The following is a 23,761-nucleotide window of genomic DNA, read 5'->3' as shown; positions in this document are numbered from 1 at the left end:
CACGCGGGTAGGTGCCAACCTTGGTTGGCACGCTTTGAATGGGATCATTTGACGCTGTAGGTGCCGACCGTTGGTCGGCACGCTTTGCTGCCTCGTGCCAACCAAGGTTGGCACCTACCAACAGCAGATGATGCAGGCGACGGGGTACACGCGCCTCCACGATGGCGAGGCTCTACATATCCTGCAACACCACCTGCGCGGCATTGTGCCCGGGCGCACCGGTCACACCGCCACCGGGATGGGTACCCGACCCACACAGATACAACCCCGGAAGGGCGCCGCGGTAGCCGGCCTGGCCGACCATCGGTCGAGCCGAGAACAGCTGGTTGGCACTGAGCGCGCCATGGAAAATGTCGCCGCCGACCAGGCCGAAGGTGCGTTCCAGATCCAGCGGCGACAGCACCTGCCGACCGAGCACGCTGCCGGCAAAGCCGGGCGCATACCGTTCGACGGTGGCAATCATCAGGTCCGCCACAGTCTCACGGTGATCATCCCAGTGGCGCCCGTCGGGCAGTACCGGCGCCACGTGCTGGCAGAACAGGCTGGCCACATGCTGCCCGCGCGGCGCCAGTGAATCATCCAGCGTGCTCGGAATCAGCATCTCTACGATCGGTTCGCGCGACCAGCCTTCGCGGCGCGCATCCAGCCAGGCGCGGTCCATGTAGTCCAGGCTGGGGGCCATGATGATGCCGGCGCTGAGGTGATCGCCGGGGCCGGGCAGGGCACGGAAGTCCGGCAACCGCGACAGCGCCACGTTCATCCGGAAGGTGCCGGAACCGCAGCGCCAGTTCGTCATGCGTTCGCGTGTGGCAGCGGGTACCTGCGTCGGCTCCAGCAGCTGTTCGTACAGCAGCTTCGGATTGACGTTGGCCACCACCGCGCGTGCGCGTAGGGTTTCGCCGTTGGGCAGTTCCACCCCCACGACGCGGCCTTGTTCGGTCAGTACCTGTTGCACACCGGCATCCACGCGCAGTTCGGCCCCGGCCTCGCGCGCCGCACTGGCGATGGCCTGGCTGATCGCGCCCATGCCGCCGATCGCGTGGCCCCACGCACCCTTTACGCCATTGCACTGGCCGAATACGTGGTGCAGCAGCACGTAGGCACTGCCCGCTGTATACGGGCTTGCGTAGTTGCCGACGATGCCATCAAAGCCGAACAGCGCCTTGATCGGCTCGCTCTCGAACCAACGGTCCAGGTACTCCGCCGCCGACAGCGTGAACAGGTCCAGCAGTTCCTGCCGCAGTGGCGCATCCAGCGCCGCCAGTTCGCGGCCGAGTTTCCCCATCTGCCATAGTGCGGGCAGCGCACGCCAACCGCCTGCTACACCCAGGTCGGGCGGCGCGCGCAGAGCCCATGCGCGCAGTACGTCGGCGAAGATTTCCAGGCGTTCCTCGTACGCGGGCAAGCGCTGCGCATCCCGCTCGGAGAACTTCGCCACTTCGGCCTGAGTGCGGCCAGGTGCCGACAACAGATAGCGGTCGTCGGGCAATGGCAGGAAGTTGTTGGCCGGGCGCGCGACGATGCGCAGCCCATACGCATGCAGCTGCAGGTCGTCGATCACCTTCGGCTGCAGCAGCGAGACCGTGTACGAGGCGACTGAATTGCGGAAGCCGGGATGGAATTCCTCGGTGACCGCAGCGCCGCCAAGAACGCCGCGACGTTCCAGCACCAGCACCTTCTTTCCGGCACGCGCCAGATAGGCCGCGCAGACCAGGCCGTTGTGGCCACCGCCAACGATGATCGCATCCCAGGTCATCTGCACCTCGCGAAAAAGGGGACGGAGGGGATTAAGTCGCAATTCGCATGGGGTCACCGGCAATGGGGAAAAACGACTTAATCCCCTCCGTCCCCTTTTTTGATCGCTGCTTCGATGGTGGCGATGTCGATCTTCTTCATCGGCATCATCGCGTTGAATGCGCGCTTGGCCAGTGCCTTGTCCTGGCTGGTCACCGCTTCGATGAGCGTGCGCGGGCTGATCTGCCAGGAAATGCCCCAGCGGTCCTTGCACCAGCCGCATTGGCTCTCCTGGCCACCGTTGCCGACGATCGCATTCCACAGGCGGTCGGTCTCGGCCTGGTCCTCGGTCTGGATCTGGAAGGAAAACGCTTCGCTGTGCTTGAACGCGGTGCCGCCGTTGAGGCCGACGCAGGGGATGCCGCAGACCGTGAATTCAACGGTCAGTACGTTGCCTTCCTTGCCGTCCGGATAGTCACCGGGGGCGTGATGCACGGCGGTCACCGCGCTGTCGGGCAGGATACTGGCGTAGAAGGTGGCGGCCTCGAGTGCGCCGTTGTCATACCAGACACAGATCGTGTTCTTGTGTGCCATGTCGGGGCTCCACGTTGGACGAAGCCGCAGCGATAGCATGCGCGGTGTTAATCCGGGATCGTGCTGCACCTGCAGCAAAAGGAGGGCGCCCGAAGGCGCCCTCTGCATTACCCGTGTGGCAGCTGGATCAGCGCCAGACCTTGATCTGCTCGGCTTCACTTCGCTGCATCGGCTGGCCGGCCTTGCAGCTGAAGGTGGCGCCGAAGGCCGGCAGGTTGGCCAGCGTGCCGTTGCTGCGCCACAGGCCCGGTGCACGGATGTCGGCGGTCAGGCGGCGCACGGCTTCGTTCGGCGCCAGCTGCTGCGCCCACAGCGCAGACCAGGCGCGGAAGAAGCCCTGCTGCTGGGCCTGCTTGGCCTTCGGCTCCTGCGCGACATACGCCGCCCAGGCCAGTTCCAGACCGGCGATGTCGGCCAGGTTCTCTTCCTGGGTGAGCGTGCCGTTGACCTTGGCACCCTTCACGCCCGGGAAGTCGTAGGCGCTGTACTGCGCGGCCACGCGGTTACCGAGCAGGGTCCAGGCGGTCTTGTCGGCCGGGGTCCACCAGCTGCGCAGCTCGCCCTTGGCGTCGACCAGCGCGCCCTTGGCATCGATCGCGCGGGTCAGCTCATGGCCGACCAGGCCACCGAAGCTGCCGAACTTGTCGGCAGCGTCGGCCTTGGCGTTGAACACCGGGCCCTGCAGGATCGCGGCGGTGACGATCAGGCGGTTCTGGGCCAGATCGTAGGCCAGCGAAGGCTGCTGCGGCAGCACGTCCCAGCGACGGTCGGCGTTGCCCTTGCCGATGCGCTTCATTTCCTCGCGATGGCGCCAGGTCGAAGCAATCAGCATGTTGCCACCGAACGAACCGCGGCCCATCGGCTGCACGCTGTAGTCGAGGTCGCGCAGCGGGGTGCCGATCTCGATCTTCAGCGCAGCCAGCTTGGCCTGCGCTTCGGCCTTGGCTTCGGTGCTCATCCAGCTGCTGTTCTTGACCGCTTCAATCTGCACTTCGCGCACCTTGTCGACGATCCATGCCGCCTGGCGACGATCTTCGGCGGACAGATAACGTGCGGCGTATTCGCGACCGACCATCGGGCCAGCGGCCACGTTGATCGCCTCCAGCACGTCTTCCCAGCGCTGCGGCGGCAGGGTTTCGCCACGCAGCACGCGGCCGCGGAATTCGAACTCGGCGTCGCGGTAGGCCTTGGACAGGTACGGCGCCATCGAGTCGCCCACGCGCCAGCGCAGGTAGGCCTTCCACTGGTCCGGCTTGAGCTTGGTGACCATGCCGTCGAGCTGCTTGAACAGGCCCGGGTCGGCCAGCGAGGCCAGGTCGTCATCCACGCCCTGTGCCTTCAGGAAGGCATCCAGCTGCAGGTTGCGGTAGCGGCTGTTGAGCTCCTTGGTGGAGATCGGCGCGTAGTTGTTGAACGGGTTGTTGATGCCGGCCAGCGACTGTGCATTGCGTGCCAGCTCGGTTTCCAGCGCGATCACTGCCTGCGACTCGGCATCCAGCTTGGCCGCCGGGGTGCCGGTCAGCGCCAGGATCTGCTTGACGTAGTTGCGGTAGCGGCCCATCAGCGCCACGGTGTCGGCGTCGGTGCGGGTATAGAACGCCGGATCCGGCAGGCCCATGCCGCCCTGCATGAAGTAGCCGATGTGACGGTCCAGCGCTTTCAGATCGACGTCGGGGCCGAAATTGAATGCCACCGGGATGCCGACCTGGTGCAGTGCGGCGATCGAGGCCGGCACATCCTTGGCCTTCTTGATGGCGTTGATGCGGGTCAGCAGCGGGGCGATCGGGTTGGAGCCGTCTGCTTCCACGGCCGCTTCGTCCAGGCCACTGGCCCAGAAGTCACCCAGCAGCTTCTGAACGTTGCCCTGCGGCGCCTTCATCGCTGCGTCGAGCAGTTCACGCTGCTGCTGGCGGCTGCGGTCGACCAGCTGGCCCAGCGCGGTGGTGGCGCCGGTCTGCGGCACCGGGTTGGCCTTCAGCCAGCCTGCATTGGTGGCGTCGTAGAAGTCGCTGCACTGGGCACTGACAGCCGGGGCACGCGCGGCCTTTTTCTTGGCGGCGAAGGCATCGTGGGTCGGGACCAGAGTCGCCAGGCTGATGCCCAGGGCGATGGCAAGCGGACGGAAATTGGGCATGTGGAACGAATCCGTGATGGATTGAGGGCGCGCGCACTATAGCAAGCCGCGCATGGGCGCGGCATGCACGCATCACGGCGCATCCGCCGTGCCGTGCGCCGACCAAGGTCGGCATCTGCCAATGGCGTGGGCCTGCACAGGCGCAGCAGATCCACGCCATGCGTGGATGACGGGCGCCGCAAAAAACAAAGGCCCGGGAGTTCCCGGGCCTCTGCAGGTCTACCTTGGCATCAGCCAGGGCTTACCAGATCACCACCTGCTGCTCGCCGGCGCGGGCCATCGGCGAACCGGCCTTGCACTGGAAGGCCGCGGCAAAGGTCGGCAGGTTCGACGGCGCACCCATGGCGCGGAACTGCGCCGGCGCGTGCGGGTCAGTGGCCAGGCGGACCTTGGCGTTTTCCGGGGTGTACTTGGTGCGCCACACGGTGGCCCAGTTGAAGAAGAAGCGCTGGTCGCGGGTGAAGCCATCGACCTTTGCATCTTCCTTGCCGGCGGAGGCCTTCTGCAGGGCGTCGTAGGCGGTAGCCAGGCCGCCCAGGTCGGCGATGTTCTCGCCCAGGGTCAGGTGACCGTTCACGGCCTGGCCGTCGACCTTGTACTGGTCGAACTGCTTGACCAGCTTGCCGGTCAAGCCTTCGAAGTTCTTCTTGTCAGCGGCAGTCCACCAGTCTTCCATGTTGCCGGTCGGCCCGAAGCGTGCACCCTGGTCGTCGTAACCGTGGGTCATTTCGTGGCCGATCACCGCACCGATGCCGCCATAGTTCAGTGCGTCGTCGGCCTTCGGATCGAAGAACGGCGGCTGCAGGATGGCGGCCGGGAACACGATCTCGTTCTGCAGCGGGTTGTAGTAGGCGTTGACCGTCTGCGGGGTCATGCCCCACTCGGTCTTGTCCACCGGCTTGCCAATCTTGGACAGGTTGAACTTGTAGTTGAACTCACTGGCTGCGCGCACATTGCCCAGGTAGCTGTCGCGCTGGGTCTGCAGGCCCGCCCAGTCACGCCACTTGTCCGGGTAACCGATCTTCGGGGTGAAGGTTTCCCACTTGGCGATGGCCTTGGCCTTGGTTTCATCGCTCATCCAGCTCAGGCCCTGGATGCGTTCCTTCAGCGAAGCGGCCAGGTTCTTCACCAGCTCTTCCATCTTCGCCTTGGCTTCCGGCGAGAAGGCAACCTTCACGTACAGCTGGCCGAAGGCTTCACCGGCGTCGTTCTCGATGGTGCCCAGCACGCGCTTCCAGCGCGGCTTCTGTTCCTTCTGGCCATTGAGGGTCTTGCCGTAGAACTCGTAGTTCTCCTGCACGAAGGCATCGGCCAGGTACGGCGAGGCGCTGTCCACGGTGTGGAAGCGCAGGTAGGCGCGCCACACCGACGGATCGGTATCACCCAGCGCCTTGCTCACTTCCTCATGGAAGGCCGGCATGGCCAGCGAGAACTTCTCCGGCGCGGCTACGCCCTGCGACTTGAAGAACTCGGTCCAGCTGAAGTTCGGGGTCAGCTTGTCCGCGTCGGCCAGGGTGACCGGGTTGTAGTACAGCTCGACGTTGCGCGACAGCTCCACGCGCGACTTGGAGGCCTTGGCCAGGCGGGTCTCGAACTTGACCACGTCCTCGGCCTGCTTGGCAGCGTCGGCAGCGGCGACGCCGGACAGCTCCAGCACCTTGGCGACGTGCGCCTGGTAGGCCTTCAGCTTGTCGGCGTTCTTGGCATCGGTGTAGTAGGTGCTGTCCGGCAGGCCCAGGCCGCCCTGGCTGGCGTAGGCCAGGTTGACGGCCGAGTTCTTGAAGTCGGCTTCGGCGCCGAAGCCGAACAGGACGTTGTCACCCTTGGCCGCGTTGCTGCGCAGGTAGTCGGCGATGGCCGCCTTGTCCTGCAGGCCGTCGATCGCGGTCAGGTCGGCCTTCAGCGGCTCGATGCCCTGGGCATTGATCTTGGCTTCGTCCATGCCGGTGGCCCACAGGTCGCCGACGATCTTCTCGATATGGTTCGGGTTCTTGACCTGCGCGACCTGTTCAGCCAGCTGGTGCTGCACGGCCACCGAACGCTCGTCGAGGATGGTGAACGCGCCCCAGCTGGTGCGGTCGCCCGGAATTTCATTGGCGGCCAGCCACTTGCTGTTCACGTAGTCGCCGAAGGCGCCACAGGCGTCCTTGCTGGCATCCAGATCGCTGGGCTGGAAGGCGTTGTAGGCCGGCAGCTTGCTCTCGTCCAGCGTGTAGTTGGTGGCTTCGGCCGCAGCCGGCGTGGAGGCGGTGGCATCCTTGGCCGGGGTTTCGTTCTTGCCGCAGCCGACCAGCGCGGCCGAAACGGCCAGGGTCAGCAGCACGATCTTGGGAGTACGGGTCACTTTGATGGCCTCCAGGCCGAGTGAGTCAGGGAAGGGCCGCGGGGACGGCCGTGGGCCGAACAATACGCCGCCGGCCTGCCCTGCAAGGGTGTCGAAGGTCATGGCCGGGCGCAAGGGGGCCGCTTCGTGGGCCGGAAAAGACAGACCCGGCAAAAGCCGGGTCTGTCGGGGTACTGCGGTCACGCGTGGATCAGAACTTGTACTTCAGACGCACGAACGGGGTGCGGCCGTAGTAGTCGTACTGGGTGGCGAAGGCCGGTACGTTGCCGTAGCGGGAATCGGCGACACCGATGGAAACCAACGGCGGGGTCTTGTTGAAGATGTTGCTGACGCCCACCAGGATTTCCCAATCGGCCTGCGCGTAGCTGACCGAAGCGGTGTGGTAGATGCGCGAGTCGGCCACGATGTCACGATAGGAGTTCGGACGACCCTGGTAGGTGAACACCGGGCTCAGATCGATGTCTTCGGTCTTGTGGATGTAGGTGGTCAGCCAGTTGTACGACCAGTCACCACGGGTCAGGCTCAGCGCCAGGTTGCCCACCACCTTCGGACGGCCGATGTCACCCAGCAGCTCCGAGGATTCCAGGCCGCTTGCAGCTGCGCTGGAGAACACTTCCTGGGTGTCTTCGATCGTGTAGGTGACCTGGGTCTCGGCCGAGAACTTGCCGAACGAGAAATCGTGGTCGAAGTTTGCGGTCAGGTCGTAGCCACGGGTGCGCTGCTTGTTGATGTTGATGAACTTGTTCTGGATCTGGGTCACCGCATACGGCTGGGTAGCACTGGCCGGATTGCGGGTCAGCAGATCGCAGTAGCTGTTCGGGTACACCGTGCCGCCGTAGCAGCCACGCATGACGTTGGTGCTGCCCAGCTGCGCGATTTCATTGCTCACTTCGTAGTCGAAGTAATCGATGGCCACGCTCAGGTTGGCGAAGGTCGGGGTGAACACGATACCGGCGGTCTTCGCACGCGAAGTTTCCGGAATCAGCGAATTACCACCGCCCTGGCGGTACACCGTGCCGCTGCTGCCGCCGCCGGCATAGTCGGCCGGGATACCTGCGGCCGCACAGTTGGCCTGGTAATTGGTATTGGAGCTTTCACCCCAGCGTACGCACGGATCGTTCGCCTGCTGGAAGAAACCAGTCTCGTTGCCAAGGTACAGCTCATACAGGCCCGGCGCGCGGTAGGAGGTGCCGATCGAACCGCGCAGACGCAGCGACGGAATGACCTGCCAGTTCAAGCCGACCTTCCAGACATTGTCCGAATCGGCAACGTTGTCGTACTTGAACACGCGACCCGAGGCGTTCAGGCTCAGCGATTCCACCGCCGGCAGGCCCTTCAGCAGTGGCACGTCGAACTCGACGAAGGCTTCCTTGACCTTGTCGTTGCCCTTGGTCACATCAGCCGAGGACGAGCCCCAGATGTCGCCAGTGCGGGACAGTTCGCTCGGCTGGTCGTTGAGCGAGTAATAGCGGTATTCCAGGCCGCCCGCAAAACCGACCGCACCGGCCGGCATCTCGAACAGGTCGCCGCTGACGACGGCGTTGATGGTAGCCTGCTTGTAAGTGGTCTTGCCCCAGTCCCACGCACCGAGCTTGTCGACCAGCTCGTCGACCTTGCGGCCGCTCAGGTAGTCCGGGTCGAAGTAGTTCACCGCCGGCGGCGCGTCGGTGTAGTCCAGGTCGCCGCTCTTGGAGGCCTGGATGGCCAGATTGCCGTACTTGCCACTGGAGTGGCTGAAGTTCGCGTTGACTTCCCACGCCCAGGTGTCGGTGCCCTTGAACAGGCCGTCAAGCTTGGTGGCGGCGTAGAAGTAATCGACGGTGACATCCTGCTGGGACTTGAACAGCATCACCGGGTTGGCGACGATCTCGGTACCCGGGATGTAGGCATACGGGAAGAACTGGCGCCAGGAGAACGTCTCGGTTTCGCGACGGTTGAACAGGAACTGGGTCTTCCAGTTGACCGAATCGAAGCCGAAGTCGGTGGCCACGTAGGCGGTCTTCCGCTCCTGCTTGTTGATGATGTGGCCCTGGCCCCAGCGCGCGAAGTTCACCGGCTCATCGAAGAAGGCCTGGCCGCGCGCGTAGCTCTGGGTCTTGCGCGGGCGGTAGCCCGGCAGCGGGCCGACAGTGGTGCCATCACCCGACGGCACATAGCGGGTGCTGCCGATGTCGACCACGTTGTGCAGCATGTTGACGCAGTTGGCCAGCGGCGTACCGGCATTGAGCGAACGATCTTCGCGGTCGATGCGGTTGCCGTCGGCGTCCTTGACCAGGTCGTTGCTGCAGTTGAGGAAGTCGCGGTCGCCGCGGGTCAGCTCGTTGTGCTGATACCACTCGACGGCAGCGATGATGCTGCCCTTCTCGAAGTTCCAGCCATTGGCCAGCGACGCCGAGAACACTTCACCGCCGCCTTCGGTCGGGACGCGGCCGGTAACGGTCAGCTCCGGGCGCTCGATGTTCTTCTTGGTGATCAGGTTGACCACACCGGCCACGGCGTCGGAACCATAGATCGAGGACGAACCGTCCTTCACGATCTCGGCACGCTGCAGGATGGCGGTGGGAATGACGTTCAGGTCGAAGGCGCCGACGGCGCCACGGGTACCGGCCGGGCCGGGGCGCTGGCCATCGAGCAGCACCAGGGTGCGGTTGGCGCCCAGGCCGCGAAGCGACACGGTCTGTACGCCGGTGCCGCCGTCCACGACGAAGCCGCCGAACTGGTGGGTGATCTGGGTTTCGGCCGAACCGATGGCCGACTTCTGCAGGAACTCGGCCACGTTGACCTGGCCCTGCTTCGCGTTGGTTTCGGCGTTGATGGTGAACACCGGCGAAGTGGTCTCGTAGTCCGCACGGCGGATCAGGGAGCCGGTGACTGTGACCTTGTCAAGATCGGTTGCGCGGGTGGAAGTGCTTGAGCTGCTTGACGCCTTTGCTTCCTGCTGGGTGGATTCCTGGGCCAGAGCCGGTGCGACCTGCAGGCAGGCCAGCACAGCAAGAGTCAACGGGACGCGGCTTGGCTTATATTGGCGGTTGGCGTTGCGCATTTCGGTTTGATCCCCACTTGTTATGCTTCGGTTAATGGAGTGTATGAGTCGCGTAAAGTAAATGCAACATGAATATTAAAATCTCTTAACTTGCTGTTGTTATAGGGAAATTCAGCATTTGGGGCATGAAAAAGCCCCTGCCTGGCCGGCAGGGGCTTGGTGAAAGCGAGGGTGCCCGGGGAGGGATCAGAGGCCGCCGGGGCCGCAATCCTTGCTCAGGTAGTCGGCCATGAGCGTCAATGTCGTCCGGAAGTGCACGGGGTACCACGGCATGCTGTGCGGCATGTCGGGGATCAGCTCGAACCGGGCCGGCACCTTGCCCTGTACGCCGTTGTAGAAGTTCCTCGCATGGAAGGACGGCGTGCGTACGTCACGGTCGCCGACGAAGGTCAGCAGAGGAATCGTGGCCTTCGCGGTGTTCTGCATCGGGTCCATGCCCTTCACCGTGCGCCCCTGCAGAATGCGTTGCAGGCGGTTCTGGCTCCAGGAGGTGCCCAGCCGGCCAAGATCGGTGACCGGGGCGCCCGCGATGGCGCACTGGTAGGGGGAGGGGCTGCGCACTGTCGCAGCGGCCGCCGCGAAGCCGCCGTAGGAATAGCCGAAGATCGCGATACGGTCCTTGGCGGCGATGCCCTGTGAGACGAGCCAGGCGGCGCCGTCATCCTTGTCGTCCTGCATCTTCTGGCCCCACTCGGCGTCACCTGCCAGCCAGAGCTTGCGGCCAAGGCCGGCGCTGCCGCGGTACTGAGGGCGCAACACGGCGTAGCCGCGCGAAGTGAAGAACGGCACCCAGCCTGATGCATCCCAGCCGGTGTAGTCGCGTGCCCACGGCCCGCCGTGCGGATGAACGAGTGCCGGCAGCGGGCCGTCGCCCTGCTTCCAGCCCGGCGGGAGATCCAGAATCGCTGGAATCTGCAGCCCATCGCGTGCGGTGTAGGTCACCCAGCGTTGTTCACCGATCTGCTTGCTGTCCACCCAGGGGCGCTCATTGCCGAGTGGCACGACATCCTTGCGATCGGCCAGGATGAAGTAGCTCTTCGGGTTGCGGTTGCTTTCCGTGGTGAACAGGACGCGCGAAAGGTCGTCGTTGTAGCCGGTGATGTAGATGCTCAGGCCGGGATAGGCTTTCTGCAGGCCCTCCTGCAGGGCCTTCATCTGCGGATCCACGTACACGGCCTGTCGTTGCGGACCGTCGATATAGAAGCCGAGGACCTGGTTGAAGTTGCTCTTGCGCGTGCCCAGGATCAGTGAACTGATCGAGAAGGATGGATGGGCGGCCAGAGGCTCCTTGTCGAACTCCTTTTTGGCAGGATCGTACAGTCGCGCCTGCACCAGATCCGAGAACTGGTCGGTCAGCACGTACAGCTTGCCGCTGTCATCGTCTATGCCGACGACTTCCACCGTATAGCGTTCGCTCAGTCGGGTGGTCAGGGGGGCGTGCACTTCGAACTGGCCGGCGCTGTTCTTGATCAGAATGCGTTGTTCGAAATCGTCGGAGCCGGCGGATTCGACCTGGGTCTGGGTAAGGACTTCACCTGTGCGGGGATGGAACAGGCCGGGTGACGTGCGGGAGCTGCCCTTGAACAGCAGTTCGGTCTGGCCTGTGCGCAGGTTGAAGCGATAGTAGTTGGCCTGCAGCGTGGCCTCATTGAGCTGGCTGATGATGACCCTGTCTGCATCCAGCGGCAGCCCATGGACGAGCGAGGCGGTACCCGCAAGTTCGAGGCAGCGAAGGGTCTCTGGGCTGACCCCGAGCGTGCGGGTGTTGTTGGCGAAAGCCTCGTCGAACTTGGTCTGGGTGGCGTCGGTGAGGTAGGCCTTGGTCAGGAAGGTCTTGGTGGCTCCCGTACTGTTGCCTTCACCGCAGCCGCCGAGTTTGCCTGTCCATTCCTGGCGCCCGATGACGAGGTTGCGTCCCGCCTTCAGTGCGCTTGCCGCGATGAACTTCATCCGGTCACCGGATGGCGTGATGGCGACCGGGCCGGCGCCGAGGTTATCCAGGTTCCAGTTGGCCAGGGCGGTATCGCTGTTGTCGCTGCCGGGCGCGGCGACGATCGCGACCAGCTGCTTGCCGTCGGCGCTCATGGTGACCGACTGGATGGTGGGGATCTTGGCGAAATCCTCGGCTGGCAGAGGGCTTGCGAGGGCAGGGGCAATGCACAGCGCCGCCAGTGCGGCGGCGCCAAGGCGGGCGGGGGACAAGCGCAGTTCCATGGTCGGCAGGGTCCTTGTGGCGGGCACATCAATATGACCTGAAGATGAACGAAGACGTGAATCCAGTCAACTTGGCGTGAATGCCCGGGCGCGCGTCACGCCCTGGAGGGGCGACCAGCAAAAAAAGACCCCGCCGGGGGCGGGGTCTTTGGTGCGGCAAGGGCCTGGATCAGTGATCGCCGAACTCGTACTTGGCCTGCACATAGATGGCACGCCCGTAGGCGTTGTACAGGTAATTGTTGTACGGCTGGCCGCTGGTGCCGGCGAAGCTGAAGCGCTGGTTGTCCGGCATCTTGTTGAACACGTTGTTGACCATCAGCGACAGGGTCAGGTTGTCCAATGCACGGTAGTTCACGCTCAGGTTGTAAGTGGTGTAGGAGCCCCACTTGCCTGCCTTGTAGCCGGAGCTGTGGACGTAGTCGTAGCCATTGCCCACGTACGCCATGTAGTTCGGCGTCTTGCCAATGTAGTTGGCGTACAGGGTGGTGGTCCACTTGTCCTTGGCCCAGCCGACCGAACCATCGGCGCGCACCTTGGCGTACGAGTCGTATACCCACATCGCGTATGGGTCACGCAGCAGGTCCAGGAACTCATCGCCCGGCTGCGGCTGCAGTTCGCGCTTGAGCATGTCGGTGTAGTTGCCCGAGAACTGAAGCGAACCGAAGCGGCCCATGTCGTGCACGTACTTGAAGCTGGCGGTCAGCGCTTCCAGGTTCTGGCGGGCGACGTTCATCTTCGGGGTGTAGATCTCGTCCAGCACGCCGGACGCATCGCGGGTGATCCAGTCGTTGACGTTCTGGCAGCTGGCCGAGGTGTTGTTGGCCTGGCCGCCACGGCAGTAGTACTCGGCCAGCAGCAGCTGGTCGGAGCTGAGCGTATCGACCTCGTTCTTGATCTTCCAGTTGTAGTAGTCCACCGACAGCGACAGGTTGTTGATCGGTGCCCACACAACACCTGCATTCCAGACGTCGGCGGTGATCGGTTCCAGGTCCGGGTTGCCGGCGCGGGTGCCGAACACCGAGACGCTGTCATACGGGCAGCCGGTGGTGTTGGCCGGGTCGTAGCCCAACTGGCCGCAACGGTAGTAGTCGGTGGAGCCGTTGGCGTAGTAGCCGCTACGGCCCTGGAACGCGTCGGACAGCGTCGGAGCGCGGAACGCCGTACCGTACTTGCCGCGGAACAGCAGGCTTTCGATCGGACGGAACTCGACGCCGATGCTGTAGGTGGACTTGTCGACGGTGTTGCTGCCGATCTTGAAGGCGTCGTAGCGACCGGAACCGGTCACCGTCAGCATGTCATGCAGGGGCAGGCGCAGTTCGCCGGTCACCGCATAGTTGCTACGGTGGCCAGCACCGGAGACCGCCGTGGTGCCCCAGACGCTGCCATCCATCAGGCCCGGATCGGGGCTGTAGTCCCAGCCTTCGCTTCCACCTTCAACGACCACGGCCAGGCCGGCGTCGCCACCGGGCAGCTTGAACAGTGATCCATTGGTGACCTGTGCACGGGCCAGGTTCTGCCAGGTGCGGCTCTGGCTGTAGCTGTAGCCGGTGAAGGTCTGGAAGTCACCGGCCGGCAGCGGCGCGTAGAACGCTTCCCAGTTCGGGCTGTAGATGTCGTAGCCGGTGCTGGTGGTTCCCAGCACCGGGCCGAGCACGCGCTGTTCGAAGTAATCGTTGATCGGGTCATTCCAGCGCACGAAGTTGCGCTCGGTCAGCTTGTACTCGCCGCGGGTGAAGCTGAGGCTGTAGTCCCAGTTGCCGGCCGTGCCGCGGCCGCCCAGCGTCACCTGATAGGCCTTGTTGCGGTCGGTGTTCATGATGTCGCGGTAGCCGGCGCCGCCGATGTCTTCCGGGGCGAACACGCGCTGCAGGTTCATGTACTGGCCGCTGGCCTGGTCGTAGAAGCGGCCCCAACCGGAAGAGGTGCCCCACCAGGTGTAGCCGGAACCCGTCGCGTACTTGACCTCTTCCAGGCTGTACAGCGCATCGCCGAACAGCTGGAAATTGTCATTCACGTCGAAGGTGGCAGAGCTGTAGATCTGCGCGCTTTCCTTGCCGTTCTTGATGGTCTTGTAGCCGGTGCCATAGGTCGAGCCGCATGCCTGGCCGGTGGGGCGGGTGCCGAGCACGGTGGTGCCATCGAACTGCCCGGCGACGTTGGCGCACAGGTTCGGGTCCATCATTGCGTAACGGTTGTTGTTGGCCGGCAGCAGCACCAGGAAATCGTTGGAAACGTACTGCGGGCTGTAGCCGTCGGGGTTGTTGACCTTGGTCAGATCGCGTTGGTAGCCCCAGATCGGGCTGGTCTTTTCGTACTGCACGTTGACCAGCGCGTGGAAGCGGTCATCGACACCATTGAAGCCGCGGGCGCCGCTGAAGCGGAAGCTGTTGCCGCCGCCTTCGCTGTAGGCGCCGCCACGGACGTTGAGGACGCCACCATCCATGCGTTCCTTGAGGATGATGTTGACCACGCCAGCGATCGCATCGGAGCCATACAGTGAGGACTGGCCGCCCGGCAGGATCTCGATGCGCTCGACGATGTCGATCGGAATGCCGCTGATGTTGTTGAACGTATCGCCGCCGTTGTACAGCGCCGGATATGAAAGCATCGGGCGGCCGTTGATGAGGTACTTGGTGTAACCCGGGCTGAGGCCGAACATGCCGGCGGCTTCGGCGCCCTGGGTGAACGAGGCCGAGGTCTGGCCACCCTGCAGGCCGCCAGTGGACAGCGAGGACTGCTGCAGGACATCGGCAACGCTGGTGAAGCCGCGGGTCTGGATGTCCTCGGCGGTCACGGTCAGGACCGGTGTGTGGTTCTCGATCTCGGTCTGCGGAATCAGCGAACCGGTGACCGTCACGCGGTCAAGCTGGGTCGGTGCGTTGCCGCTTTGCGCCAGGGCCGTGCCGGAGGCGAGCAGTGTGCCGAGCAGGGCGAGCGTCAGTGGGTGGCGCGAGAGTGTGGAACGATGGCGAGACATGGAAAATCCCCGTAGTGAGCGATGTCTTGGCTACCGGCTTCCGTGTCGGCTTAACGATCTGTTCAGTTGCATTCCATTCAGCCGGACCGTAACACGCACTTAACGCAGGGAACACACGATCGTCATTTCGTCAATCGGGCTTTTGCCTGAAAAATGGCGGTATATCAATGACTAACGCCAATTGTTTTGGAGTGTTTCAAAAGATGGCGATATGAAGGGCATTCTTTCGTAGTGCATTTGCTGCTTCTGCATCAATGCTTTACCGAAGGCTTCCTGGAACCAAAAAAAAGGCCCCGCCGAAGCGGGGCCTGGTCCAGACACGAAGTCCGGAAAACGACGGGATCAGAAGTTGTACTTGACCTGGGCCGAGATCTGGCGGCCGTAGACGCTGTAGAAGCCGTCATTGAACGGGGTCGATTCGTTGCCCGGGTAGTTGTAGCGCTGGCCTTCCGGCAGCTTGTTGAACACGTTGTTGACCATCAGCGACAGGACCAGATCTTCCTGTGCCTGGTAGTTCATGCTCAGGTTGTACGTGGTGTACGAACCCCACTTGCCGGCCTTGGCGCCGGAGGAGTGGACGTAGCCGTAGCTGCGGCCGGTGTAGGCCAGGTAGTTCGGGGTGCTGCCGACGTAGTTGGCGTACACGGTGGTGGTGAACTTGGCGATGTTCCAGGCCACAGACAGATCGCCGCGGACCTTGGCGAAGTTGTCGTAGTACCACATGTTGTACGGATCGCTCAGCAGATCCAGCTTGGCGGCACCCGGCATCGGCTGCACTTCACGCTTCAGCATGTTGGTGTAGTTGCCGGAGAACATCAGCGAGCCGAAGCGGCCGATATCCTGCTGGTACTTGGCCGCCACGGTCACCGCTTCCAGGTTCTGGCTGGCAACGTTGAGCTTCGGCGTGTACACGCGGGTCAGGTTGCCACCGGCATCGCGGGACACCCAGTTGGTCACGTCACCGCAGCTGGCCGAGGTGTTGTTCGGCAGGCCGTTGTGGCACTGGTACTCGGCCAGCAGCAGCTGGTCGCTGCTGAGGGTCTTGACCTCGTTCTTGATCTTCCAGTTGTAGTAGTCGGCCGACAGCGAGAAGTTGCTGACCGGGGCCCACACCACGCCTGCGCTCCAGACGTCGGCGGTGATCGGCTTCAGGTCCGGGTTGCCGGACTTTTCGCTGTACACCGAGGTGTTCTTGTAGAACGAGCAGGCCTCGTCACGCAGGCCGTAGCCCAGCTGGCTGCAGCGGTAGTAGTCGTTCTGGCCGGACGAGTACGAACCGCTCATGCCCTGGAAGGCATCGGACAGGGTCGGCGCGCGGAAGGCGGTACCGTACTTGCCGCGCAGCAGCAGGCTCTCGATCGGACGGAATTCCAGACCGATGCTGTAGGTGGCCTTGTCGACGGTCTTGTCGGCGATCTTGAAGGCGTCATAGCGGCCCGACGCGCTGACGGTCAGCTTGTCGTGCAGCGGCATGCGCAGCTCGCTGGTGACCGCGTAGTTGCTGCGGTGGCCGGCGCCGGCGACGGCGGTGGTGCCCCACACGTTGCCCTTGACGAACGCCTGGTCCGGCGAGTAGTCCCAACCTTCGCTGCCACCTTCCAGCACAACGGCCAGGCCGGCGTCACCTGCCCGGCAGGCTGAACAGCGAGCCGTTGGTCACCTGCACGCGGCCCAGGTTCTGCCAGGTCTTGCTGCGGTGGGTACCGTAGCCGGTGAAGCTGGCGAACTGGTCCGGAGTGATCGGCGAGTAGAAGGCCGCGTAGTCCGGGTTGTAGATGTCGAAGCCATCAGCGGTGGTGCCCAGCTTGGGGCCCAGCACGTTGTCGCCGAAGAAGCCATCGATCTTGTCCTTCCAGCGCACGAAGCGGTTCTGGTCCAGGCGGTACTCACCACGGGTGAAGCTGGCGCTGTAGTCCCAGTCGCCGACCATGCCCTTGCCGCCCAGGGTGACCTGGTAGGCACGGCTTTCGTCGGAGTTCATGATGTTGTTGTAGTGGCCCGGGCCGATTTCTTCCGGCGCGAAGGCGCGCTGCAGGTTCACGACCTTGCCCAGGCCCTGGTCGTAGAAGCTGCCCAGGCTCGACTTGGTGCCCCACCACAGGGCGTTGGAGCCGGAGGTGAACTCGGTCTTTTCCTTGCTGTACAGCACATCGGCGAACAGCTGGAAGTTGTCGTTCACGTCGAAGGTCATCGACGAGTAGAACTGGCCGCTGTTCTTGCCGTTCTTCAGGGTCTTGTAGCCGGCGCTGTACACCGAACCGCAGGACTCGCCCGACGGGCGCTGGCCGACCACAGTGGTGCCGTCATACAGCCCAGCGACGTTCGCGCAACGGCTCGGGTCCATCATCAGCAGCTTGTTGTCAGCGTTGGTGATGACGGCGAAGTCGTTCGACGGAACCTGGGCGGTGTAGCCGACCGGGTTGTTCTGGCGGGTGATGTCGCGCTGGTAGCCCCAGATCGGGCTGCCGTTCTCGATCTGCACGTTGAACAGTGCATGGAAGCGGTCGTCGAAGGCGTTGATGCCCTTGGCGGCGCTGAAGCGGATGTTGCTGCCACCGCCTTCGGTGTAGGTGCCGCCACGGAGGGTCATGGTGCCGCCGTCCATGCGCTCCTTCAGGATGATGTTGACCACACCGGCGATTGCGTCCGAGCCGTACAGCGAGGACTGGCCGCCCGGCAGCACTTCGATGCGCTCGACGATGTCGATCGGAATGCCGCTGATGTTGTTGAAGGTTTCGCTGCCGTTGTACAGCGCCGGATACGAGAGCATCGGGCGGCCGTTGATCAGGTACTTGGTGTAGCCCGGGTTCAGGCCGAACATGCCGGCAGCTTCGGCGCCCTGGGTGAACGAACCCGAGGTCTGGCCACCCTGCAGGCCGCCGGTGGTCAGCGACGACTGCTGCAGCACTTCAGCAACACTGCTGAAGCCGCGGGTCTGGATGTCTTGGGCGGTGATGGACATCACCGGGGTCTGGGTTTCAACCTGGGTCTGCGGGATCAGCGAACCGGTGACGGTGATCTTGTCCAGGTTGGTCGCCTTGTCCTGGGCCATTGCCGGGGCGGCGGCCATCAGAGCGGAAATCAGGGCGACGGCGAGCGTGTTGCGACGTGCGGTGTTGCTTACGTAGTTCATGTAGTTCCATTGGAGAGCAAAAACAAAAACGGCACTGCGCATGCGCCATCGCGCGGGCTGGAAATGCCAGCTCCGCAGCCCAAAACAGTGCGGGTCGAACGTAACATGAACTTAACAATCTGTGCACGAATCTGTAGCAATCCTGAATTTCAGTCAGGTTACGTCCAGCTTGTATGATGCTCGGTTATTCCCCCTGACCCCGCCGGTGCTCGTTGTGAACAGTTCTCCCCGCCGTCCCCATGCAAGCCAGGTCCAGAAGGGACTTACGCCGCATGCCCGCATCCGCAACGTGATCGCGGTTGGTTCGGGCAAGGGCGGCGTCGGCAAGTCGACCACTGCGGTCAATCTGGCCGTGGCCCTGCAGCAGCTCGGCGCACGCGTGGGCGTGCTTGATGCGGACATCTACGGGCCGAGCGTGCCGGCCATGCTGGGCCTGTCCGGTCGCCCGGAAAGCCCCGACAACAAGAGCATCGAGCCGCTGCGTGCGTTCGGCGTGGACACCATGTCGATCGGCTACCTGATCGAAGAAGACACGCCGATGATCTGGCGTGGGCCGATGGCCACCTCGGCGATGACCCAGCTGTTCAATGACACCCTGTGGGATGACCTGGACTACCTGCTGATCGACCTGCCGCCGGGCACCGGTGACATCCAGCTGACCCTGACCCAGAAGATCCCGCTGGCCGGCGCGGTGATCGTCACCACCCCGCAGGACATCGCCACGCTGGATGCGAAGAAGGCGCTGAAGATGTTCGAGAAGGTCGAGGTGCCGGTGCTCGGCATCGTCGAGAACATGGCGGTGCATACCTGCAGCAGCTGCGGGCATGTCGAGCACCTGTTCGGCGAGGGCGGCGGCGAGCGCATGGCCGCGCAGTACGGCGTGCCGTTGCTGGGTTCGTTGCCGCTGCAGATCGGCATCCGCGAGCAGGGCGATTCCGGTACCCCGATCACCGTGGCCCAGCCGGATTCGGTCCCGGCCCAGGCCTACCGCCATGCCGCCCAGCGCCTGATCGAGGAGGTTGGCAAGCGTCCGCGTGCCTCGATCCCGATCCTGTCGTCGCTGCTGTAAGTGCCAGGGCAGGGGCCGCCGGCGACGCCCGGCCCCCTGCTAGAATCCTCGCGCCCCCTCGTACCCCAGGACAAAGCATGAGCATCAAGAGTGACCGTTGGATCCGCCGCATGTCCGAGCAGCACGGCATGATCGAGCCGTTCGAGGCCGGGCAGGTCAAGCAGGCCAACGGCGAGCGCATCGTCAGCTATGGCACCTCCAGCTACGGCTACGACGTGCGCTGCTCGCGCGAGTTCAAGGTGTTCACCAACATCAACTCGACCATCGTCGATCCCAAGCACTTCGATCCGGGCAGCTTCGTGGATATCGTCGGCGATGAATGCATCATCCCGCCCAACAGCTTCGCGTTGGCGCGCACCGTGGAGTACTTCCGCATCCCGCGCGACACCCTGGTGGTGTGCCTGGGCAAGAGCACCTACGCGCGCTGCGGCATCATCGTCAACGTGACCCCGCTGGAGCCGGAGTGGGAAGGCCACGTCACCCTGGAATTCAGCAACACCACGCCGCTGCCGGCACGCATCTACGCCAATGAAGGCGTGGCGCAGATGCTGTTCTTCCAGGCGGCCGCCGATGACATCTGCGAGACGTCGTACCGCGATCGTGGTGGCAAGTACCAGGGCCAGACCGGCGTGACCCTGCCGCGGACCTGAGCGGCGCGCCATCGCATGACGAAAACGCCGGGCATGCCCGGCGTTTTCATGGGTGCGGCCACACGCTGCGCTCGCCGGGCATGGCCCGGCGCCAGCTTATTTCCCGCGACCGAACAGCATCGCGATGCCCACGCCCACCAGTGCCACCGGCCACCAGGTCAACAGCAGCTTGGACAGGTTCAGGTGCGTCCAGCCGAGATTGCTGGCGAGCATGAACAGGCCGATCAGGATCAGCAGGACGGCGGCAACGAGGTTGAATCGCATCGGGTCGGCAAACGCTCAGGACTGGGCTGGATATCCTAGCCGTTCCTTCCAGTAGGCGACATGCTGGTCCAGCGCACCCGGCTCGTAGCGGTGCGCCTGGCCGCTGCCCCAGACCGGGCCCGGCCAGGCCGGATCACCGTCATGGCGGCCGATCACATGGAAGTGCAGCTGGCGCACGATGTTGCCCAACGCCCCGATGTTGATCTTTTCCACCCCGTCGGCGCCCTTCAGGGCCTTGCAGGCGCGGTTGAGCTCGGTGCGCAGCTTGTCCTGCTGCTCGCCGTCCAGCTCGATCCACTCGGTCACCCCGGCCAGGCGCGGTACCAGTACCAGCCAGGGGAATCGTTCGTCGTTCATCAGCCGCACTTGCGACAACGGTCCTTCCGCCACCAGCACGCTATCGGTGGCCAGGCGTGAATCGAGTTCGAATTCGCTCATCCAAGATGCTCCGAGAAGAAGTCCAGGGTGCGTTGCAGCGCCAGGGTGGCGCTGTCTGGATCATACGCATGTCCGACCTCCCGGTTGAAGGCGTGATCGGCCGGATAGACATAGGTGGCCATCTGCGGCAGCTTCTCACGGTGGGCCTGGACCGCTTCCGACGGGATGCTGCGGTCCTGGGCACCGAAGTGGAAGATCACCGGGGCCTTGGGCATTTCGTCGAGGAACTGCACGTTGCGCGCACCGTAGTAGCTGACCGACGGCAGCCCCAGGCGCACTGCGGACAGCATCGCCACCGTGCCGCCCCAGCAGTAGCCGACGGTGCCGACCTTGCCCTGCGGTGCCAGCCGGGTTGCCGCGGCCCGCACCACCTCCAGCGCCCGTTCCATGCCCAGCGCGCCAACCCGTTCCAGGCCCTGTTTCACGCCTTCGGCGTCGTAGGGCAGCGCGTCCGGATCGGCGTCGGGGCCGTCGAGCAGGTCGAAGAACGAGGGCGCCAGCACCGCATAGCCTTCAGCCGCGAAGCGCTCGGCCACGCTGCGGATGTGCGGATTGGCGCCGAAAATTTCCTGCACCACCACCAGGCCGCCGCGCGCGGTGCCTTCCGGCAGGGCCTGCCAGGCCCGTACCGGGCCGTGATGCGTATCCAGGGTGATCCACTCGGCCATCGTCATCTTCCTCGTTGCTGGGAACAGAGCTGCATTGTCGGTGCTGCGCCGGTTAGCGCGGCGTCAGCGGTTGTGCGTGATCGGGCGGCTGGCCGTTCAGAGCGTGGCCGCCAACCCCGGTATACTGGCGCCCTTTCAGGCCCCCGGCCCCCAGGAACCCCTGCCATGCCGGCAGGGGCCCAGGCCCCCAGAGTCCCGCGATTCCATGTCCCAGCTGAACCCCAAAGTCGGCTTCGTCAGCCTTGGCTGCCCGAAGGCCCTCGTCGATTCCGAGCGCATCCTCACCCAGCTCCGCTCGGAAGGCTACGACATCGTCCCGTCCTACGATTCGGCCGACGTGGTGGTGGTCAACACCTGTGGCTTCATCGATTCGGCGGTGACTGAGTCGCTGGATGCCATTGGCGAAGCGATGAACCAGAACGGCAAGGTGATCGTCACCGGTTGCCTGGGCAAGCGCCCGGAGCAGATCCGCGAGGCGTACCCCAACGTGCTGGCGGTATCCGGCCCGCAGGATTACCAGAGCGTGATGGAAGCGGTGCATGAAGCACTGCCGCCCAAGCACGATCCGTTCGTGGACCTGGTGCCCGACTACGGCATCAAGCTGACCCCGCGCCACTACGCCTACCTGAAAATTTCCGAAGGCTGCAACCACAAGTGCAGCTTCTGCATCATTCCGTCGATGCGCGGCAAGCTGGTCTCGCGCCCGGTTGACGAGGTGTTGCGTGAAGCCGAGCGCCTGGTGCGTGGTGGCGTGCGTGAACTGCTGGTGGTTTCGCAGGACACCTCGGCCTACGGCGTGGACGTGAAGTACGCCGAGAAGATGTGGCGCGACAAGGCCTACCAGACCCGTTTGAAGGCGCTGTGCGAAGGCCTGTCCGAGCTGGATGCGTGGGTGCGCATGCACTACGTCTACCCGTACCCGCACGTGGACGAGGTGGTGCCGCTGATGGCCGAAAACCGCATCCTGCCGTACCTGGACATCCCGTTCCAGCACGCCAGCCCACGCATCCTGCGCCTGATGAAGCGCCCCGGCGCGGTCGAGAAGACCCTGGAGCGCGTGCAGAACTGGCGCCGTATCGCGCCGGACATCACCGTGCGTTCCACCTTCATCGTCGGCTTCCCCGGCGAGACCGAGGCCGAATTTGAAGAGCTGCTGTCGTTCCTCGACGAAGCGCAGCTGGACCGCGTCGGCGCGTTCGCCTATTCGCCGGTCGAGGGTGCCACCGCCAACGACCTGCCGGATGCGGTTCCGGAGGAAGTGAAGCAGGAGCGCCTGGCCCGTTTCATGGAAAAGCAGGCGCAGATTTCCGCTGCGCGCCTGGAGGCCAAGATCGGCACCGTGCAGCAGTGCCTGGTCGACGCCATCGAAGGCGATATCGCGGTGGCCCGTTCCAAGGCCGATGCCCCGGAGATCGATGGCCTGGTGCACATCCAGAATGCCGACCAGGTGCCGCTGCGCGTGGGTGAGTTCGTCGACGTGGACATCACCGAGAGCGACGAGCACGACCTGTACGGTGACGCGCTGCCGGCCGCCACCCGCCCGGCATTCGATCTCAAGATGCTGTGACCGCGGCGACGGCCGCCGCCGGTGACGGCAGCGGCGCCCGCCGCTTCGTGCCGCCGCCGCGTGCGGCGGTCGATCCACAGGTGTTCGGGCACCCGGTGTTTGCCGGATTGCGCGACGTTCGTGATCTGTTGGAAGGCCCGGAGTGGCCGGCCGTCGCCGTGCTCGATGCGCGCCTGCCACTGCCCGGCAAGCACTTGATCGAGCAGGATGCCACGCTGCTGGCCGACGGCCTGCACTACGAAGCCCGCATCGCACAGGGCCGCATCGCCACCCGCGCCGACAACTGGCATGACCTGTTCAACGCACTGGTGTGGGCCCACTACCCGCAGCTCAAGCAGGCGCTCAATGCGCAGCAGTGCCGGCATATCGAGGCGATGCCGCCGGGTCAGCGCAACCGCGCGCAGGCGGCACTGACCCAGTTCGACGAAACCGGCGTGATCGTGCGTGTGCGCGATCACACGCTGCTGGCTGCCTGGGATGTGCACGACTGGTGTGCGCTGTTCGAATCGAGACACTGGCTGAGCGGTGACATCGCCATCGCTGCGGTATTCGGGCACGCGCTGATGGAGCAGGCGCTGCTGCCGGGCCGCCGGCTGGTGGGCAAGTGCGTGGTGGTGCACGGCAAAGCCGATGACACCTGTGTTGACGCGGTGACCGCGGCCATTGCCGAAGGCAGGGCAGTGACCGATCCCCTGCAGTTGCGTCCGCTGCCGTTGGCTGGAGTTCCGGGCTGGCACGAGAGACAGGACGCCGACTTCTATGCAGATGCCGCGTACTTCCGCCCGTTGCGTGCCGGCCGCCAGTATCCGCCGCCGTTGCACGGGGCTATGTAGAGTCGACTGTCAGTCGACTGCTCTTCGTTCCGAGGCCGTGAACGCCTGACAGATGGCTTCGGCGAGTCATCAACCGCGATTGAGGATCGCGGTGCGTTT

General features: G+C 64.3%; 14 protein-coding genes and 1 pseudogene. 4 read left to right on the top strand and 11 right to left on the bottom strand.

Going from position 1 to position 23,761, the window contains the following annotated elements:
* Nucleotides 1-172: 172 nt before the first annotated feature.
* The 8 genes and pseudogenes from ACZK3J_RS16310 to ACZK3J_RS16275 all read right to left on the bottom strand — a co-directional run bounded on the left by ACZK3J_RS16310 (nucleotide 173) and on the right by ACZK3J_RS16275 (nucleotide 18,173).
* A complete protein-coding gene (locus tag ACZK3J_RS16310; protein WP_049460726.1) occupies nucleotides 173-1,756 on the bottom strand; it encodes a phytoene desaturase family protein in 1,584 nt (527 codons plus the stop codon).
* 77 nt (nucleotides 1,757-1,833) lie between these two features.
* Nucleotides 1,834-2,328, bottom strand: a complete 495-nt coding sequence (locus ACZK3J_RS16305) for a VOC family protein (RefSeq protein WP_478476071.1) — start codon at nucleotides 2,326-2,328, stop codon at nucleotides 1,834-1,836.
* Nucleotides 2,329-2,455: 127 nt separating this feature from the next.
* Nucleotides 2,456-4,462, bottom strand: a complete 2,007-nt coding sequence (locus tag ACZK3J_RS16300) for a M13 family metallopeptidase (RefSeq protein ID WP_478476070.1) — start codon at nucleotides 4,460-4,462, stop codon at nucleotides 2,456-2,458.
* 241 nt (nucleotides 4,463-4,703) lie between these two features.
* Nucleotides 4,704-6,806, bottom strand: coding sequence for a M13 family metallopeptidase (locus ACZK3J_RS16295; protein WP_478476069.1), 2,103 nt, complete (start codon nucleotides 6,804-6,806; stop codon nucleotides 4,704-4,706).
* 190 nt (nucleotides 6,807-6,996) lie between these two features.
* Complete coding sequence (locus tag ACZK3J_RS16290) at nucleotides 6,997-9,849, bottom strand: TonB-dependent receptor plug domain-containing protein (RefSeq protein WP_149909470.1); 2,853 nt, start codon at nucleotides 9,847-9,849, stop codon at nucleotides 6,997-6,999.
* 186 nt (nucleotides 9,850-10,035) lie between these two features.
* Nucleotides 10,036-12,063, bottom strand: coding sequence for an alpha/beta hydrolase family protein (locus ACZK3J_RS16285; protein WP_049398711.1), 2,028 nt, complete (start codon nucleotides 12,061-12,063; stop codon nucleotides 10,036-10,038).
* A gap of 169 nt (nucleotides 12,064-12,232) precedes the next feature.
* Nucleotides 12,233-15,040 carry a TonB-dependent receptor domain-containing protein gene (locus ACZK3J_RS16280; RefSeq protein ID WP_049460709.1) on the bottom strand — a complete coding sequence of 936 codons (2,808 nt, stop codon included), beginning with the start codon at nucleotides 15,038-15,040 and terminating at the stop codon, nucleotides 12,233-12,235.
* Nucleotides 15,041-15,382: 342 nt separating this feature from the next.
* Nucleotides 15,383-18,173: pseudogene (locus ACZK3J_RS16275) on the bottom strand (TonB-dependent receptor plug domain-containing protein).
* 214 nt (nucleotides 18,174-18,387) lie between these two features.
* On the opposite strand from ACZK3J_RS16275, the gene apbC reads away from it, so the two are divergent.
* Both apbC and dcd read left to right on the top strand, forming a co-directional pair.
* On the top strand, nucleotides 18,388-19,242 hold the full coding sequence (apbC, locus tag ACZK3J_RS16270; RefSeq protein ID WP_026347084.1) for an iron-sulfur cluster carrier protein ApbC: 855 nt from the start codon (nucleotides 18,388-18,390) through the stop codon (nucleotides 19,240-19,242).
* Nucleotides 19,243-19,319: 77 nt separating this feature from the next.
* A complete protein-coding gene (gene dcd, locus ACZK3J_RS16265) occupies nucleotides 19,320-19,892 on the top strand; it encodes a dCTP deaminase (protein ID WP_010483020.1) in 573 nt (190 codons plus the stop codon).
* A 96-nt stretch (nucleotides 19,893-19,988) separates the two neighbouring features.
* Here the strand turns inward: dcd and ACZK3J_RS16260 are convergent, their stop codons facing one another.
* Genes ACZK3J_RS16260 through ACZK3J_RS16250 form a run of 3 tightly spaced genes read right to left on the bottom strand, consistent with a single transcriptional unit; the run spans nucleotide 19,989 to nucleotide 21,262 of the window.
* Nucleotides 19,989-20,156: a LiaI-LiaF-like domain-containing protein gene (locus tag ACZK3J_RS16260; protein ID WP_005418011.1), complete on the bottom strand. Its 168-nt coding sequence runs from the start codon at nucleotides 20,154-20,156 to the stop codon at nucleotides 19,989-19,991.
* Between the two features lie 15 nt (nucleotides 20,157-20,171).
* The gene (locus tag ACZK3J_RS16255; protein WP_414578294.1) at nucleotides 20,172-20,594 is read right to left on the bottom strand and encodes an HIT domain-containing protein; all 423 of its coding nucleotides are present in this window, start codon (nucleotides 20,592-20,594) and stop codon (nucleotides 20,172-20,174) included.
* On the bottom strand, nucleotides 20,591-21,262 hold the full coding sequence (locus ACZK3J_RS16250; protein WP_414578292.1) for a dienelactone hydrolase family protein: 672 nt from the start codon (nucleotides 21,260-21,262) through the stop codon (nucleotides 20,591-20,593). The genes ACZK3J_RS16255 and ACZK3J_RS16250 overlap by 4 nt, the downstream gene beginning before the upstream one ends.
* Nucleotides 21,263-21,467: 205 nt before the next feature.
* Here ACZK3J_RS16250 and rimO point away from each other — a divergent pair, with 205 nt between their 5' ends.
* Entirely contained in the window at nucleotides 21,468-22,829 is a 1,362-nt protein-coding gene (rimO, locus tag ACZK3J_RS16245; protein ID WP_049398716.1) for a 30S ribosomal protein S12 methylthiotransferase RimO, read from the top strand.
* Nucleotides 22,826-23,662, top strand: coding sequence for a DUF3025 domain-containing protein (locus tag ACZK3J_RS16240; protein ID WP_478476068.1), 837 nt, complete (start codon nucleotides 22,826-22,828; stop codon nucleotides 23,660-23,662). The genes rimO and ACZK3J_RS16240 overlap by 4 nt, the downstream gene beginning before the upstream one ends.
* The last annotated feature ends 99 nt before the right edge of the window (nucleotides 23,663-23,761 follow it).

This window comes from Stenotrophomonas sp. 86428_Sma (genome assembly GCF_056481585.1).
Note: the sequence above shows the minus strand (reverse complement) of the source record. Positions and strands in the feature narration are given on the sequence as shown.